This is a genomic window from uncultured Gulosibacter sp. (genome assembly GCF_963509965.1).
GTDB lineage: Bacteria > Actinomycetota > Actinomycetes > Actinomycetales > Microbacteriaceae > Gulosibacter.
On sequence record NZ_CAUPDE010000017.1, the window covers coordinates 19,874 to 34,554 of the forward strand.

Consider the following 14,681-nt stretch of genomic DNA (forward strand, 5'->3'; position numbering starts at 1 on the left):
AGCTACGGGAAGATGACCCGTAGTTCGTCACCGACGGCCAACGTTCCCGGCTCGACCACATCGGCATAGATCGCGGCGCACATGCCACGCTCTTGGGCCAGCAGCTTTAACCATTTTTGTTCGGCCACGGCACCGTCCTGGGGCACATCGACCATGCGGCAGCGGGGCACGCGTTGCACCGCCCGCAGTCGCGCCCCGCCAACCACCAGTTCTGACCCAATCCAGTTTTCTTCTTCGAACGGCTCCGCGGTCTCGATCACGATATTGACCCGCAGCCGTCGCGGATCAGCATCGATGCCCCGCTGCCGCCACCACTCCAGGGTGGCCGTACCAATGAGCGAAACCGATCCATCATCGAAGTGGGATGCATCCGCGTCCTCGACCACGCGCATTGGTTCACCCATCAGCTCAGTCAGCCGATCAGCCAGCTCGGGGCTGGTGGCGGGCCAGGATGCGTCCCCGCGATGCACCCGCACCTCGCCGTCGATCGTTTCGGCTCGAAATTCAAAAATCTCATCGTGTCGTCGAAAGCTCTTCGTGTTCTTTCCAGACACGAGGTAACCGCCCGCGTCGCGAACCGCGTAGTGCCGGTCGCCGACCAAGCCGCGGGAGGTGAGTTCGATGCTCGTGAGCGCCTCACCGCCCATTGATTTGACCGGGTAGCGGCGCAGTTGCTCAACGTTGAATCGCATTGCTGAAGCGTACCCGGTGGGGCATCGACTGCGCGAACCGGCAGTGCCGCTAGCAACTTGGTAACGCCAGCGCCACGTAGCCCTGCGAGTCGAGGTGGTTGAGAATCTTGTCGAGCGCGGCCACCGACTGCTCGCGCGCTCCGCCGCCGTCGTGCATGAGCACCACCGATCCGGGCCTCACATCGGCGAGCACCCTATCGACAATTTTGTCAACGCCCGGCCGTCGCCAGTCTTCGGAATCGACTGTCCACAGCGCCTGCGATTTCGCCATTGAGCTCAACACATCGCGCACGTGATCGTCAGTTGCGCCATAGGGTGGCCGCACACACTGGGCGCCACCGACGGCATCATCGGTCTGCGCGATCTCGGCACGCAACTGCCTGTCATTCAGCTCGGTGAAATCGGGATGCGACCAGCTGTGATTACCTACAGCGTGACCGGCATCACGCACGCGCTGCACCATGGCCGGCTGGTTGGTGGCCTGCGCGCCGATCATGAAAAACGTCGCGTGGGCATCGTGTTTGGCCAGCACATCCAGCACCTGCGGGGTGTACTCGCTCGGGCCGTCATCAAAGGTCAAATACACAACCGGCCGTCCACTGCTGTCGTAGCTCGCAAGATTGTCGAGCGCGTTCGGCAAGGATGGCATCGGATCGGGAATAACCGAAATAAGAACATCCATCATGGTGACCGGCGCGTGGTCGCTGGCGAGCCGCACCCGCGCATCCCCCACCACCGGCACTTCACCAAACTCATCGGGATGCTGTTGCTGCCCCTGCTCGTCAACGACCGTGACCGCGAGATCGCTAATAGGCTCGCCCGATTTATTAGTGATGCTGACACTGTGGGTTTCGGGCACGTGCACGCTAATCTCGACCGGCTGCCCGAATCGCAGCGGGCCGGTGGCATGAAAGGTTGGCGCATCGGTGCGGCTTTCGGCGCGAGCCTGGCCGACCTCGGCTGCGCGAGCAGCGGGCATTCCGGTGGCGCTCTCGCCGAGTTTTTCCAGCTGCACCCGCAGCTCGCCGGCTTCGTTGGCCAAAATCGTTTCCTCGAACGGCCGCGCTTCGCCGGGGTTATCACCGGCGGCATTCACTGAATTTGCAGTGGTGACCGCACCAGTGATCCGCACCTGATCGCCGCTAGCTTTTGGTGCATCCAGTTGCAGGTCGGTGCCAATAAACGCACCGCCGGTTATGCGCGCGTCGCCTTCAGGCTGTGTGAGTGCCGCCACTGCAAAAAAGTCGCGCGAATCGGCATCCGGCACCGAATAAATGCCGAGATAGTCGCCTCGGTCATCGCCGTTGAGATCGGCCTCGACACCCTGTTCGCGGCGCAGTGACCGGGCAGCCGCGAGCTCGCCATCGCTCGGGGATGCACCAATCTGGTCGAACACGGTTTTCACGATCGCGGCGGGGTCGGCGGTCATGGCTTCGGTCAGCGTGTCTTGTGCTGACTTTGGCGCAAGCGCGATGATTCCGCCGAATTTGCCGCTCCATAGCGCGTAGGCGCCGCCGGCGACGAGGGCGACCACTGCCAGCACCGCCGCGATCGCGTAGCTGCGGTTATGTCGGGAGCGCTGGGTGCGGCCTTCCTGGTGGCATGCCGAAGTCATATTGAACGAATCCTTATTGCGGTGTGGTGTGACATTTGAGCGCATAGCCAGTCTGCTTGCACCCGGCCCTATCGAGCGTGAGCGGCGCCGAAGCGAAACCAAGGTGTTATGCGAGTGTTTATGGCCCTGGCGCCGTATATTTCAGCGTTTTTAAAGCCATCTAGACTGTCCCCCGATGTTTCCCACCGATCCCGCCGCATCCCACTCGGCCGACGCGCGCCTATCCGGGCCGCGCGTGCTGGCTTCGCGATTTGAGCTGCGCGAACAGATCGGTTCGGGTGGTGCCAGTTCGGTGTGGCGGGCGTTCGATCGCAAAACCGGTCGAGAGGTGGCGGTTAAACAGCTGCGCGCTCACGATGCGGGGATGCTGTTGCGTTTTGTGCGCGAGCAGGCGCTGCGGTTTCACCACCCGCATATCGCCGCGCCCAGCGGCTGGGCGGCCGACGATGACATCGTGGTGTTGAGCATGGATTTGGTGCGCGGCGGTTCAGTTGAAACGCTGGTGCGCGACCACGGCGCCCTCCCCGATTCGTTCGCCGCGGTGCTGCTGCAGCAGCTGCTGCTGGCGCTTGCCGAGATTCACGATCACGGAGTGGTGCATCGCGATATCAAACCCGCGAACCTGCTGCTCGAGGCAACCGGCTCGGGGCGCCCCGTGCTGCGGGTGGCTGATTTCGGAATCGCCGTGGTGCGCGATGAGCCACGACTCACTGAAACCCGAATGAGCATCGGCACCCCCGGATATCTCGCCCCGGATGCGGCGACCGGCGCCGAACCCGCCCCGCATCACGATCTTTATGCGGCCGGGGTGGTGGGTAAGCGACTGGTCACCGGGATGCGGCCGAGCGAGTTCCCGGCAGAACATGCTTCGCGGCTGTGGCCGGTTTTGGAATGGCTCACCGACGCCGATCCGCAGCGGCGCCCCCACACCGCTCACCAGGTGCTGCAGCGGCTCGCCGCCGAACAGTTGGTTCCCGATGGGGCACCCTGGCAGGGCGAGGAAGACGCGCCATTCGTGTTCGATCAGTTCGACAGCGGCGCGGCACCGGCAGGTTTGGATGCACCGGCAGGCTTGGATGCACCGGCAGGCTTGGATGCACGGGCAGGCGAAGTCCGTATGACCGGGCATGAAATGACCAAGCGTTTTGGTGCGCCGGATGCGCAAACCGTGGCGTTCACGTCTGTAGAGCCGGCCGCAGCCGAACCGGCCGCAGCCGATGCCGCGGCCAACGATGGGTCCGCTGCCGATGCATCCACAACCACCGACCGCGAACACAAGCTGCGCGTGGTCGCAGTCGTGTCGATCACGATGGCGACGCTTTTGGCAGCTGCGTCCGCGGTCGTGGCGCTGTTGTAGTTTTCGATTCGTTGCCGGGCTGGCCGCTAAACTCCGGCGTTCTTTTTGCGCAGCAGGACGATTGCGGTCACGCCAACAGCCGCGCACAGCAGCGCACCGCCGCCGAGCCCGCCGATAAGCGGCCAGTTCGGCCCGTCTTCGGACGCCTGAGATGTTTTGTCGCGCTTTTCGGTGTCCGCTGCTGCCGAGGTCTCGCTGGGCGCGGCGGTGGTTGGCGCGGTCATTTCGGCATATTCGGGTGCTCCGTCGCCGGCCTCGCCGACGACATTGATCTGCATCGTGCCCTTCCACTCTTCCTGCTTGGTGTCGATCGCATCTGGATCGCCACCCGACACGAGGATGTAGTAGCGGCCGGGCAGCGCGTTTACACCCGCCGCGCCGATCTTGCCGCGGTTGTTGTAGCGAATATCCGTCGTGGTGGCTTGCATCGAAACCGATCCCTGATTCGACGAGCCGTAGCTGTCGGTTTCGAGGGTGGCGGCTTCGACGCCCAGGGGCGAAATCAGCTCGGTGCTCCAGTAGACGCTGCTGCGGTCGCCCAGTTTGAGGTCGGTTTGCACCTGCAGGCGCTGCCCCCAGTCGAGGTCAACCGCGTAGATTTGCGCTTCACCCTCGGTGAGCGCCACCGAGTGGCTACCCGGCTCGAGCACCGGGGCATCGCCGAAATTGGCGGCACCGTACTCCACCTCGCCCGCTGCCGAGGCGGGCGGCATCTCTTCCCACTTGGGGTCTTCGGCCGGCTCGGGCAGGCTGTCGGCGTTGAGTGCGGGGGCTTCTTCGATCAGCGTGAGCCGGAATGGCAGTTCTTTCGCGCTCTCAAGCTCGAGATTGACACTCAACAGCAGTTCAGATGCCGATTCACACTCGGTGCTGGCGAGGCTCACGGCGTGCAGCCTTACCGGGCTGATGCCGGTGGTCGAGTCGGCTTCGGTGGCACATTTTTCGCCGGTGGCTGGGTCGACAAAGGTCAGCCGCAAAGAATTAATGCTCGCGACGGCGCGTTCGGCCTGAATCAGCGCGCCCGCCCAGATGGTTGAGTCGTCAGCGGATTTTGGGATGCGGTACCAGCGGTCTTTGCCGTCCTGCAGGGTGTCGGTGTAGACATCGGGCTTTGCCTCGGGTGCGCTTCCCTCCTGGTCGCCGCCGGTGATGGGTTTGCCGTCCTGCGCGAAGTGCTGGCCGGTGCGCATCGCCGCATCGTTGATCGCGTTTTCGAGTTCGTCGGCGTTTTCGGCGTCGAAGTAGGTGCCGTTACCGTGATCGGCGATGCACTGCAGCTGTTCACGGGCCTTGCCGTCGACGTTGAGGCCGACCACATTAATTTTTAGGTTGATGCCCTTTGCGGCAAGTTTGTCGGCAACCGGGCAGGGATCGGGAACGCAGGTTTCTTCGCCGTCTGATACGAGCACGATGGTGTGCTCCTCGTTCTCCCCTGGGCTGCCGATATCTTCACCGGCCTGTTCGAGGGCGTACGAGATTGGGGTCCAGCCAACCGGCGTGTATTTGTCGATTTCTTTACGCAGTGCATCCCGGTTGCCGGTGCCGATCGGTACGACCAGTTTTGAGTCGCGGCACGACTCGTCGCTGCCCTCGGCAGTTGCGGAGCTGCCATAAACGCGCAGGCCTAGCTGGGTGTCTTCGGGGGCGTTGTCGACCAGCGAGTTCAGGGCGTCTTTTGCCGCGTCGATACGGCTTTTGCCGCCGCCGGTGGGTTCGGCCATTGAACCCGACGAGTCCATGACGAGGTGCACCTTTTGCACCTTCTGTTGTTCGATTTGCGGCGCGGGTGACGCGGCGGTCGCAGCACCGACCGCGAGTGTCGGCGTGAAGCTCAGCGCTGAGATTGCTGCTGCTGCCAGCAGTGTTCGCAGGTGTTTCATTTCCCCTCCTTGTGTTTACACATGGAAAGTCTGGGCTACTGATGGATGCATGTCAAGTGTTTGCAGCGTATTCTTTTGGTGTGAACACAGGTCCCATCGAATCGGAAAACAGCTCTCGGCAGCGGGAACTCTACGGCGCGAGCGTTGCCGAAATCGTCGCGCACATCACCCGATATTTGGGGATCAATCAGTCGCAGGTGGCCCGCACCATCGGGCTCTCGGTGCCGATGCTTTCGCATTTGGTAGCGGCCAGACGAGCAAAAATTGGCAACCCCAGCGCACTGGCACGCCTGCAGCAACTGCATCTGCTGGCCCAGCAAGTTGCCGATGGCGCAGTGACGCCGGGTGAGGTGGATGCACGGGTCGCGGTTATTGCCGAAACCAATTTTGATATCCAAGACACCACCACCCAGACCATGCGCTCGGCCACGCGCGACAGCCAGGTATCGGTGCGAGAGATGCAGGATGTGTTTCGCGCCACCGCAGACGCCGCCGAGTGGCTCGCCATCGTTGCCCAATTGCGCGAGTCGCATCCAGGTGCCGCCGAACTCATCTATGCCTATAGCGTGGCCCGCACCGCCGAAGCCGTCGAACACTGGGAACGCACTATGCGCGGCACCGAGCACTAATTTACGGTCGCCTGCGCAAACTGCGGTATTAGTTCACTGACCGGGCTATATTCGAGCCTGGCTGTGTTCAGTTCAGCCCCAACCGGGTCTTGGCGCCGCGCAGGAAGGAGCTGTCGATGTCTTCGACACCCCACACGCTAATTAACGAAAAAGAGCTGTATGCGGCCCTGCGCGAGGGCGACGTACCAAAACTCTCGGCGATGCTGAGCGACTGCCCCGCCAAGACCGCATCCGCGCTTATGGGGCGACTCCACCGCGAGCACCGCGCCCTGCTGTATCGCACGCTTCCCAAAGACACCGCCGTAGAAACATTCGACGACCTCGATGCCACGCTAAAAGCCGACCTACTCGGCGGGCTACTCGCCCCCGAAGTCACCGCGGTGTTTGAAGAGATGGACCCCGACGACCGGGCCGAGCTGCTCGACGAGCTGCCCGCATCGGTGGCAACGCGGCTGCTGGCGGGACTATCGGAGGACGAGCGCGAGCTCACCGGTATCGTGCTCGGCTATCCAGAGGGGTCGATCGGTCGCCGGATGAGCCCCGAGCTGATTACGCTCCACCCAAATATGACCGTCCAGGCGGCACTCGAAGCGGTGACGAAACACCTCGACAATGCCGAATCCATCTATACGCTGCCGGTTGTCGAATCTGATCGTCGCCTGGCGGGGGTGCTCAGCCTGCGCGATCTCATGCGCGCACCGGCCAATGAGCTGCTGGCGAATCTCATGCAGCCAGCCGACCTCGCGGTTGCTCACGAGTCGGCCGAAGAAGCCGCTCGACGCTGCGCCGACCGCAAACACCTGGCGCTGCCGATTGTCGACCGCGAGCACCGCCTGGTGGGGCTCCTCACCGTTGACGACGCGCTGCAAATTCTCGAAGACGCCAACGCCGAAGACCAGGCCCGCATGGGTGGTGCCGAGCCGCTGCGTCGCCCCTACCTCGCCACCCCGATTGTGGAAATTGTGCGCTCGCGGGTGGTGTGGCTGCTCGTGCTCGCGGTCGGGGCGACCCTCACCGTTCAGGTGCTGCAGGCGTTTGAAGACACGATTTCGCAGATGGTGGTGCTCTCGATGTTTGTGCCGCTGCTGATCGGCACGGGTGGGAACACCGGTAATCAGGCCGCAACCACCGTAACCCGCGCCCTCGCCGTGGGTGATGTGCACAATCGAGACGTTGGCAAGGTGCTGCTGCGCGAAGTGCGGGTGGGCGCCCTACTGGGAGTTTTGCTCGGCGCCCTCGGTTTTGTTATCGCGGGGCTGTTTTACGGCTGGGATGTGGGCGCGGTGATCGGGCTCACCCTCACCGCGATCTGCACGCTAGCGGCCACCGTCGGCGGCGGGATGCCGATGGTGGCGAAGAAGCTCGGCATCGACCCGGCAGTATTCGCCAACCCCTTCATCACCACGCTGGTGGATGCATCGGGCCTGATTGTGTATTTCCTCATCGCCAAGGCGGTGCTCGGTATCTAGCTGTTCCCGCAGCCATTCCGACAGAATCGGCACATGGCTCTTGTCCGGGTGTTTGGCGTCGGTGAGCAACACGATTTGCGTGTCTACGGCGAGCTTACGAATTGCGCTGAGGTCTTCGGAAGTGTCGGCATCGTCGAGCTCGGCTCGGTAGCGGGCCGCGAACTCGTCGTATCGCGCATCCCGATCGGCGTGGAACCAGCGCCGCAACTCCGTTGACGGGGTCAAACTCTTAGCCCAGTAATCAATCCTCGCGCGTGCTTTACTGACACCGCGCGGCCACAACCGATCGACGAGAATTCGGGCTCCTGCGGGAGCATCCTCGTCACGTACTCGTGCGCTGACAATCTTCATCTCACCGACGCTAGTTGGGCGGGCTGTGAGACCGGTGCTAGCGGGAAAGCAGCGTCAACATTGCCATCGGCAAGGCGGTGCTGGGGACCTAGCTCAAGCGCCAATTGTCGCGGTGCGGCCGTGGTTGCGACGACCCGGCCCGAGCGTGCCGTTCGCTCTCACTCAGCGAGAGCGGTTCTGGCTAGTCATTTCACTCCTCAAGTGTCACCCAGTGCTCGTCGATCACAAACCCGAGCGCCTCGTTAGTGCGAATGATTGCGGTGTTGCGCATCGATCCGCCCGTACGCACCCGGTCGACACCGGCATTTGCGAGCGCAACAATGGCAGCAGCTTTGAGGGCGGTAGCAACACCCCGCCCGCGCCAGTGCGGCGCAACGACGGTGAAGTCGATCTCGGCGAAAGTGCCCGATGCATCCAGGTCGAGCCACGTCATTGCCACAAGTTCGCTGTCGCGAAAAGCGCCCCAGGCTCGCCGGGTCGGCGTCGGGCAGGCGGTTTTTTGAGTGAGCGGTGCGTGCGTGGTGGCAACACCACCCGGATAGTCGCCGAGCGTCAGCGCATCGAGCGCCAGGATGCGCGGTATATCGTCACCGACAAGCGGCCGGATGCAGAGATCTGGCGTGTCGATGCGCGCCAGTTGCTGCCGCACCTCGGGCGTGATTTGCAGCTCGGCACCAAACGATTCTTCGGTGATTTTCCAGCCGCGAGCGCACAGCTGCGCCACCTGCGGGTCTGCCGCTGGCAATACCTTCGGCGCGGGCTGGATGGTCATGGCTGTTGCTTTCTTGTTCCAGAGTCTGCAGGTCGTTGTTGAAACCGCGAACATGCTAGGGTCGCATGAGTTCGTTGTTATTCAATACCAAGGATGTGCTGTTCCGATGAGCCTGTGATCTCTACTCGGCCGTGCCGAGACGTCGTATCTGCTCGACACATCTGGAGATCATTTTGTCTGCCATCGAAATCAACTACCTGTGTTTTTCCCACACTTCTGCACCGCTACTTGAAAGCATTACGTTCAGCGTCGACGACGGTGAACGTGCCTGTCTCATCGGCCCAAACGGCTGCGGCAAATCAACCCTGCTCGATCTCGTGCGCGGCACACTCGATCCAGAGTCGGGCAGCGTCCAAATTCGAGGGGCTCAGCTCGCGACACTCTCGCCACCGGTCAATAGCAACCAGACTGTCGGCAGCTATCTCGATATCGCTCTGCATAATCTGCGCAAAATCGAGTCGCGATTCTCCACGGTAACTGCCGCACTCGCCGAGACAACCGATTCGCCACAGCTTGCGGTTGAGTATGATGCCCTTCTTGCCGCGATGACCACGCACGATATTTGGTCGCTGGATGCACGCATCAATGAAACCCTTGCTGGGCTCGGTATCGACCAGCTCACCGGAGACGGGCAGAACCGGTCACTGTCAACGCTCTCTCCCGGTCAGGTTGGACGCATCGAGCTTGCCGCAGCACTACTCGCGAACCCCGAGGTGCTGATCCTCGACGAACCAACAAACCATCTCGACCAGGAAGCCGTCGAGTTTCTCACCGAACTGCTCCTGGCGCATCCCGGCCCGCTGTTGATGGCGAGCCATGACCGCAAGTTCATCGATGCAGTAGCGACCGTCATCTACGACCTCGATATCGCACCCTGGCAGGCCATCGCGACCGCGACGGGCACCGGTGCGCTCCCCGGGATATATCGATGCTCGGGAACCTATAGCGACTATTTGGTCGCGAAACAGCAAGCCCGAGCCACCCACCAACAGCTACACGGCGAACAGCAGGCCACAAAACGAAACCTGAAGTTGCACCGTAGCGAGAGCTCGTCAATCGCCCACGGTGGGGTTCGACTTGCGGAAGCCGAGGGCAAGGAACGCAAGTTCTTCGCTGATCGAGCAGCGACCACCGCCACTCGCCGCACCCGCAGTGATGATCACCGGCTCCGCGAACTCGAAGCACACGAGGTGAGGCGGCCCCGGGAATACGAACTTCAACTCTCACTGCATCCCGTAAGATCCCGAACCGGGCTGGCGGTGATGGCGCGAGCTGCCGAAGTGCGCGGCAGATTGTCTTCCACGACATTCGACCTGGCACACGGTGAGAGCCTGCTCGTGACTGGCGCGAACGGTTCGGGGAAATCGACCCTGCTCACGTGGCTGGTGCAGGGCACAGCCCCCGGCGAAGCCAGTGGCACACTCACCGTGGCCGGGCATCTGGCGGCTGTGCCACAGCGGCTCCCTCAGCTGGGAGACGCAGGCTTCGACCGCACCGTGTGGCGAAACGGAATCGGTGAACTTGGGGCCGGCGTGCTGCATCCGTCAATGTGGCACACCCCGATCTCCAGCCTTTCGGAGGGGAATCAGCGCCGCGCCCAACTCGCCGTTGCGATCGCGCAACAACCAGAGGTTCTCGTCGTTGATGAACCAACCAACTATCTCGATCTCGACACTATCGAGGCCCTGGAAGCTGCCATGTTCGAGTGGAACGGAACTCTGGTGGTCGCCACTCACGACCGCTGGTTGATCGAAAAATGGGACGGGGCACACATCGATTTGCAGCTGCCATGAGTGCGCTCATCAGCGGCGCGGGTTACGCTCAGCACACGCCTCGTGAAAGGACAGTTCCATGATCATCATCAACGTGAAATTCAACGTCAAACCCGAGTTCGTTGACCGCTGGCCCGAAATCATCCGCCCCTTCACCGAGGCGACCCGGGCAGAACCCGGCAACCGTTGGTTTGAGTGGTCGCGCAGCCTGGAAGAGCCGTCGACGTTCGTGCTCATCGAGGCGTTCGATGATGACGGTGCCGCCCCGCACGTACAGTCGGAGCATTTCCGCCAGATGCAGCAGGACTTCCCGCAGTATCTCTCGGCAACCCCACAGATCATCTCGCGCCAGGTTGAGAGCGATGAGGGCTGGGGCCCGATGGCAGAGCTCGCCGTCGAATAGCCCCGGATGCGCTTTCGGCGCCGGTTGCATTTCGGTGCAGCTGGCGCCCGATAGCAACGCCGCAGCCCTAATGCGTGGTGCCGGCGACAAGCGCGATATCTTCGTCGTTTTTGACGATCGCCTCGATTGCCGCAGTGAGTGCGGTAACGATGCTGTCAAGCGGTAGCGACGGAGTATCCGCACGCCCGACAACCTGCTCGGATGCATACGGCACGTGCACAAATCCGGCGCGCGTGTGCGAATCACGAAGGTGATGGAGGATGCCGTACATGAGGTGGTTACACACGTAGGTGCCCGCAGTGTGTGAAAGTTCGGCGGGAACGCCCGCGGCTCGGATCGCCTGCACCATCGCTTTGACCGGCAGGGTCGAAAAATATGCGGCGGGTCCATCGGCAACGATCGGCTGATCGAGCGGTTGCGCTCCAGCATTGTCGGGGATGCGCGCGTCATCAAGGTTGATGGCGACACGTTCTGGGGTCACCGCCGCCCGCCCGCCAGCCTGGCCGATCGCAAGTACGGCGACCGGCCGTGTTTTTTCGATGGCTTCGGTGACGACCCGGATTGACCGGTTGAACTCGGTTGGCACGACGCAGGTTGCGATGCGGGTGCCGGCGATGGTTTTGGGCAGGGCTCGCATTGCGTCGAGCGCCGGGTTTCGGTCTTCGCCGCCGAAGGGTTCAAACGCGGTCACGAGAATCGTTGCCATGCCGGTACGCTACCGAAATTGATTGGCCCGAGGGCGCTTGCCGGCAGCCCACGACCGTGAATACCTTGTATTCAGAGCGGTGAAAAGGAGAAACGATGAGCACAGTGACAGTGCGCATGAGCGAAGAAGACGCTGCGCTCGTACGCAAATTCGCACAGTTCGAGGGCGTCACGATCTCTGATTTCGCTCGCACCGCCATCCTGGAAAAGATCGAAGATTCCTACGACCTCCAAGAACTACGCGAAGCAATCGCACGCGACTCCGGCGAACGGTTCAGCATCGACGAAGTGTTCGCCGAACTCAACTAATGCCATCCCGGTCCAGCATCTACCGCGTTGAGCTCGCCGCGCGAGCACGCAAACAACTCAACAAGGCGTTATTCCGAAGCTCACTCGTGTTCTGAATCTGTTTCGAGCATGCGCGCGTCCTCTCTTGCGACACGCGAATCTCGACGGTGCTGTCAGTGGGAAGGTTGCGGCCGCAGCGCACACATTTTGACGCTATCCCAGCGGCGCCCGTCCCATGCGCGCGCCTCAGGAACCCGGCCACACTCAACAAAACCGCAGCGCTTCGCCGACGCGATCATCCGCTCATTACCCGACCACGTCTGCAACGTGACAACATGCGCATCCGTCTCATCGAACGTCGCCGCCAGCCACTGTGTCAGCGCCGTCCGACCGACTCCCTTACCCCACCAGCGCGGATCGAAAATGGTAATGCCGATCTCCCACCAGCCGCCGCCAACCGGCGCCTCTTCGAAACGCGTGACCACACCAGCAGGCTCACCATCAACCTCGATGATGCGGCGGTTTTGGCTTTCGAATCTGGAAGATTCTTGCCGGTCGAACTCATCCCTGCTGGGGCTGGCGGATGACTCAAAATAGGGGCCATCCCAGCGCTTCCATTCCGCATCCGGGGTGCCGTGCTTCCAAGTCCACAAGAAATCAAGATCGGCGGGCACCATCGGCCTGAGCGTCAAATTCATCACATCAGAATGCCATGGCCAGCTCCGGAAGCGCAAACAAGCACCGGCAATGCGACGGCAGGGGGCAGGCCCCGCGGACTGCACCTCTAGAACCTAACCACGGGATGAAACGAGACTGACCCGAATCTCACGCTCTTTGCTGTCGGTAAGCCCGGCTTGTGTCTGGCCACCGCGCTGCACTTCATATTTGAGCGCAGCAGCGAGTGTGTCGTGCAACGGACGCGCCACCGGGCCATTTGCAGTCTGGGCGAGAGACTCTCACCGGCCTCGCGGTGACCTTCATTGGAGTCATCCGATGCTCAGGCTGCCGGGAGCGGAGTGTGACCCTAGGCCCCCAACCAGGACGCAGACTGCAACTCAGACTCCAAAATTTGAAGTGTGAGTTGCAGTCTGAAGTCATGATGTGGACGCTGGACGATCTACCGTGGGCCCTCGATCAGATACGAACGCGGCGCGGATCCCCAGCGGGCTGGACATACGAATCATGCAACCCGCTTTTCACATGCACTGCAATCATGACCAACCACACCTAGCTGTAGTTCCTCGTCAGGTGCAGTCGTGTCGACTACGAAGCGGGATGCGAAACTCCCGTCCAGGGGTCAAATAGGGAGACACCAGTTCCCAGAAAATCCTTGACATTACGCGTCGCACAGACTGCGCCTCGGGCGCGACAGATCGCTGCTACTTGCGCATCTCCCCTCGAAATCGGCAGCCCGGCAGATTCTCGTTCGGCAAAGATGCTGGCATAGTGCGACGCCGCCAAGTCATCAAAGGCGAGGATCGCATCCGTATCGCGATACAGCCGCAGGACACTTTCGACCTGTTCAGTGAGGACAGCCTTGCGTTTGCCACTCGGGAGCCGGCGCAGTCCGGCCAGCAGCTCCGCAAGAGTGATTGCAGTGATGGCCACGTCATCGGTTACCGATTCCAGCCAAGCTACGACCTGGGCATTTGGATGAGGTCGCAGCACCTCTGAGACCACGTTGATGTCGAGGACAATCACGAGAACTCCACTGCGCGGGCGCAGTCGGATCGCTCAGGAACCGGCAGCTCTTCAACCCCGCCAACCGACTGACCGGCACGCAACAGCGCCAACCCAATGTTCGGCTGCGTCGCAGCCCGGGTCAGAATCTCTCGAACTTCAGCTTCCATGGAGCGCCCACGCTTCTTTGCTTGAGCAGCAAGCCGAGCCTTGACTGACTCGTCAAGACCCCTGACGACAATCGAAGCCATATCGTCCACCCCCAGAAGTGATTGCACTCATGATATCACTGCGAACGGTGTTGACATTGAGGGCTCCAGCAAGGGCGACGCCGTCTGCGCAGCTGTGCAGAGCTAAGGTTCGAAAAGCCCGCGTGTGCGCGATTAGCCGGGGTTTTCATTGTTTTCCGCGTTAGGCTCGCGGTCATGGAACTCGTAACCTACACGCCCGATGACGTGCCCATGCGAGAAGAACTTGTGTCGCTCTACGATTCCGTCGGCTGGACGGTCTACACACGCAGCCCCGAACGACTCGAAGCTGCAATTGGCGCCTCGCTTCGGGTTGTCACCGCGCGAGTTGGCGGCGAACTTGTGGGGCTTGCCCGCATCGTCGGCGATGGGCTCACGATCGCCTATTTGCAAGACATTCTCGTGCGACCGAGCCACCATCGCCGCGGGATTGGCCGCGAGCTATTTTCACGCGCATTCGAACCCTACGCCGAGGTGCGCCAAAAAGTGCTCATGACCGACTGTGGGCAGGCCACGCGGTCATTTTACGAAGCCATGGGCTTCACTGAAACCCGCGACCTCGGCGATCTCAGCGAACAGGTGCGCGTTTTTGTACACTTCAGCTGAGCGGATGCTCGATAGCGGGAGCTTTGCTCACCAAAAAATCGATGCGCTTCAGGTCTTCGTCGACACGTGCCGACGTTGCACTCACAGCAGTTACCCAATCACCACCTCCAGCGTGCGTCTCTACGTACGGTGATGGCAATGTGCCGCCCGCTGGTGAGTTAGCTGTTATGTCCCGGTAGGTTGCGAATGCGTTCTACCGGGACAGCACCACATC

15 protein-coding genes and 1 pseudogene are annotated in these 14,681 nt (G+C 61.8%); 7 read left to right on the top strand and 9 right to left on the bottom strand.

The annotated features are described in order from the left end of the window. Window positions 1-2 precede the first annotated feature (2 nt). Together RQ865_RS09380 and RQ865_RS09385 are read right to left on the bottom strand one after the other, a co-directional pair. Complete coding sequence (locus RQ865_RS09380) at window positions 3-692, bottom strand: MOSC domain-containing protein (RefSeq protein WP_311479084.1); 690 nt, start codon at window positions 690-692, stop codon at window positions 3-5. A 49-nt stretch (window positions 693-741) separates the two neighbouring features. After that, window positions 742-2,307, bottom strand: coding sequence for a polysaccharide deacetylase family protein (locus RQ865_RS09385; RefSeq protein ID WP_311479085.1), 1,566 nt, complete (start codon window positions 2,305-2,307; stop codon window positions 742-744). 175 nt (window positions 2,308-2,482) lie between these two features. Between RQ865_RS09385 and RQ865_RS09390 the strand changes: the two genes are divergently transcribed. Next, window positions 2,483-3,664 (top strand): serine/threonine-protein kinase, encoded by a 1,182-nt coding sequence (locus RQ865_RS09390; protein WP_311479086.1) that lies wholly within the window; start codon window positions 2,483-2,485, stop codon window positions 3,662-3,664. Window positions 3,665-3,690: 26 nt separating this feature from the next. On the opposite strand, the gene RQ865_RS09395 is transcribed toward RQ865_RS09390, so the two are convergent. Then, complete coding sequence (locus RQ865_RS09395; RefSeq protein ID WP_311479088.1) at window positions 3,691-5,544, bottom strand: VWA domain-containing protein; 1,854 nt, start codon at window positions 5,542-5,544, stop codon at window positions 3,691-3,693. Between the two features lie 80 nt (window positions 5,545-5,624). Here RQ865_RS09395 and RQ865_RS09400 point away from each other — a divergent pair, with 80 nt between their 5' ends. Both RQ865_RS09400 and mgtE read left to right on the top strand, forming a co-directional pair. Beyond that, window positions 5,625-6,173, top strand: a complete 549-nt coding sequence (locus RQ865_RS09400; protein ID WP_201518378.1) for a hypothetical protein — start codon at window positions 5,625-5,627, stop codon at window positions 6,171-6,173. A 116-nt stretch (window positions 6,174-6,289) separates the two neighbouring features. After that, window positions 6,290-7,642 (top strand): magnesium transporter, encoded by a 1,353-nt coding sequence (gene mgtE / locus RQ865_RS09405; protein ID WP_311479090.1) that lies wholly within the window; start codon window positions 6,290-6,292, stop codon window positions 7,640-7,642. 33 nt (window positions 7,643-7,675) lie between these two features. Here the strand turns inward: mgtE and RQ865_RS09410 are convergent. Beyond that, window positions 7,676-7,993 (bottom strand): annotated as a pseudogene (locus RQ865_RS09410) (DUF488 domain-containing protein); the annotation flags it as partial. Between the two features lie 190 nt (window positions 7,994-8,183). After that, complete coding sequence (locus RQ865_RS09415; protein ID WP_311479092.1) at window positions 8,184-8,765, bottom strand: GNAT family N-acetyltransferase; 582 nt, start codon at window positions 8,763-8,765, stop codon at window positions 8,184-8,186. 173 nt (window positions 8,766-8,938) lie between these two features. Here RQ865_RS09415 and RQ865_RS09420 point away from each other — a divergent pair, with 173 nt between their 5' ends. Next, a complete protein-coding gene (locus RQ865_RS09420; RefSeq protein WP_311479093.1) occupies window positions 8,939-10,558 on the top strand; it encodes an ATP-binding cassette domain-containing protein in 1,620 nt (539 codons plus the stop codon). Window positions 10,559-10,616: 58 nt separating this feature from the next. Continuing rightward, entirely contained in the window at window positions 10,617-10,940 is a 324-nt protein-coding gene (locus RQ865_RS09425) for a putative quinol monooxygenase (RefSeq protein ID WP_311479094.1), read from the top strand. Window positions 10,941-11,007: 67 nt separating this feature from the next. Here RQ865_RS09425 and pcp read toward each other — a convergent pair whose 3' ends face one another. After that, window positions 11,008-11,646: a pyroglutamyl-peptidase I gene (gene pcp / locus RQ865_RS09430; protein WP_311479096.1), complete on the bottom strand. Its 639-nt coding sequence runs from the start codon at window positions 11,644-11,646 to the stop codon at window positions 11,008-11,010. Between the two features lie 95 nt (window positions 11,647-11,741). On the opposite strand from pcp, the gene relB reads away from it, so the two are divergent. After that, a complete protein-coding gene (relB, locus tag RQ865_RS09435; RefSeq protein ID WP_311479098.1) occupies window positions 11,742-11,954 on the top strand; it encodes a type II toxin-antitoxin system RelB family antitoxin in 213 nt (70 codons plus the stop codon). 152 nt (window positions 11,955-12,106) lie between these two features. Here the strand turns inward: relB and RQ865_RS09440 are convergent, their stop codons facing one another. From RQ865_RS09440 to RQ865_RS09450, 3 genes are all read right to left on the bottom strand, one after another. Next, on the bottom strand, window positions 12,107-12,631 hold the full coding sequence (locus RQ865_RS09440; protein WP_311479099.1) for a GNAT family protein: 525 nt from the start codon (window positions 12,629-12,631) through the stop codon (window positions 12,107-12,109). 565 nt (window positions 12,632-13,196) lie between these two features. Beyond that, window positions 13,197-13,634 (bottom strand): type II toxin-antitoxin system VapC family toxin, encoded by a 438-nt coding sequence (locus RQ865_RS09445; RefSeq protein ID WP_311479100.1) that lies wholly within the window; start codon window positions 13,632-13,634, stop codon window positions 13,197-13,199. Further along, on the bottom strand, window positions 13,631-13,864 hold the full coding sequence (locus RQ865_RS09450) for a FitA-like ribbon-helix-helix domain-containing protein (protein ID WP_311479101.1): 234 nt from the start codon (window positions 13,862-13,864) through the stop codon (window positions 13,631-13,633). The genes RQ865_RS09445 and RQ865_RS09450 overlap by 4 nt, the downstream gene beginning before the upstream one ends. Window positions 13,865-14,038: 174 nt before the next feature. On the opposite strand from RQ865_RS09450, the gene RQ865_RS09455 reads away from it, so the two are divergent. Further along, the gene (locus RQ865_RS09455) at window positions 14,039-14,467 is read left to right on the top strand and encodes a GNAT family N-acetyltransferase (RefSeq protein ID WP_311479103.1); all 429 of its coding nucleotides are present in this window, start codon (window positions 14,039-14,041) and stop codon (window positions 14,465-14,467) included. Window positions 14,468-14,681 lie beyond the last annotated feature (214 nt).

Bases quoted from the DNA above. Each gene is read 5' to 3' on its own strand.
- RQ865_RS09380 (WP_311479084.1), bottom strand. From the start codon at position 692: ATGCGATTCAACGTTGAGCAACTGCGCCGCTACCCGGTCAAATCAATG.
- RQ865_RS09385 (WP_311479085.1), bottom strand. From the start codon at position 2,307: ATGACTTCGGCATGCCACCAGGAAGGCCGCACCCAGCGCTCCCGACAT.
- RQ865_RS09390 (WP_311479086.1), top strand. From the start codon at position 2,483: ATGTTTCCCACCGATCCCGCCGCATCCCACTCGGCCGACGCGCGCCTA.
- RQ865_RS09395 (WP_311479088.1), bottom strand. From the start codon at position 5,544: ATGAAACACCTGCGAACACTGCTGGCAGCAGCAGCAATCTCAGCGCTG.
- mgtE (WP_311479090.1), top strand. From the start codon at position 6,290: ATGTCTTCGACACCCCACACGCTAATTAACGAAAAAGAGCTGTATGCG.
- RQ865_RS09415 (WP_311479092.1), bottom strand. From the start codon at position 8,765: ATGACCATCCAGCCCGCGCCGAAGGTATTGCCAGCGGCAGACCCGCAG.
- RQ865_RS09425 (WP_311479094.1), top strand. From the start codon at position 10,617: ATGATCATCATCAACGTGAAATTCAACGTCAAACCCGAGTTCGTTGAC.
- pcp (WP_311479096.1), bottom strand. From the start codon at position 11,646: ATGGCAACGATTCTCGTGACCGCGTTTGAACCCTTCGGCGGCGAAGAC.
- relB (WP_311479098.1), top strand. From the start codon at position 11,742: ATGAGCACAGTGACAGTGCGCATGAGCGAAGAAGACGCTGCGCTCGTA.
- RQ865_RS09440 (WP_311479099.1), bottom strand. From the start codon at position 12,631: ATGAATTTGACGCTCAGGCCGATGGTGCCCGCCGATCTTGATTTCTTG.
- RQ865_RS09450 (WP_311479101.1), bottom strand. From the start codon at position 13,864: ATGGCTTCGATTGTCGTCAGGGGTCTTGACGAGTCAGTCAAGGCTCGG.
- RQ865_RS09455 (WP_311479103.1), top strand. From the start codon at position 14,039: ATGGAACTCGTAACCTACACGCCCGATGACGTGCCCATGCGAGAAGAA.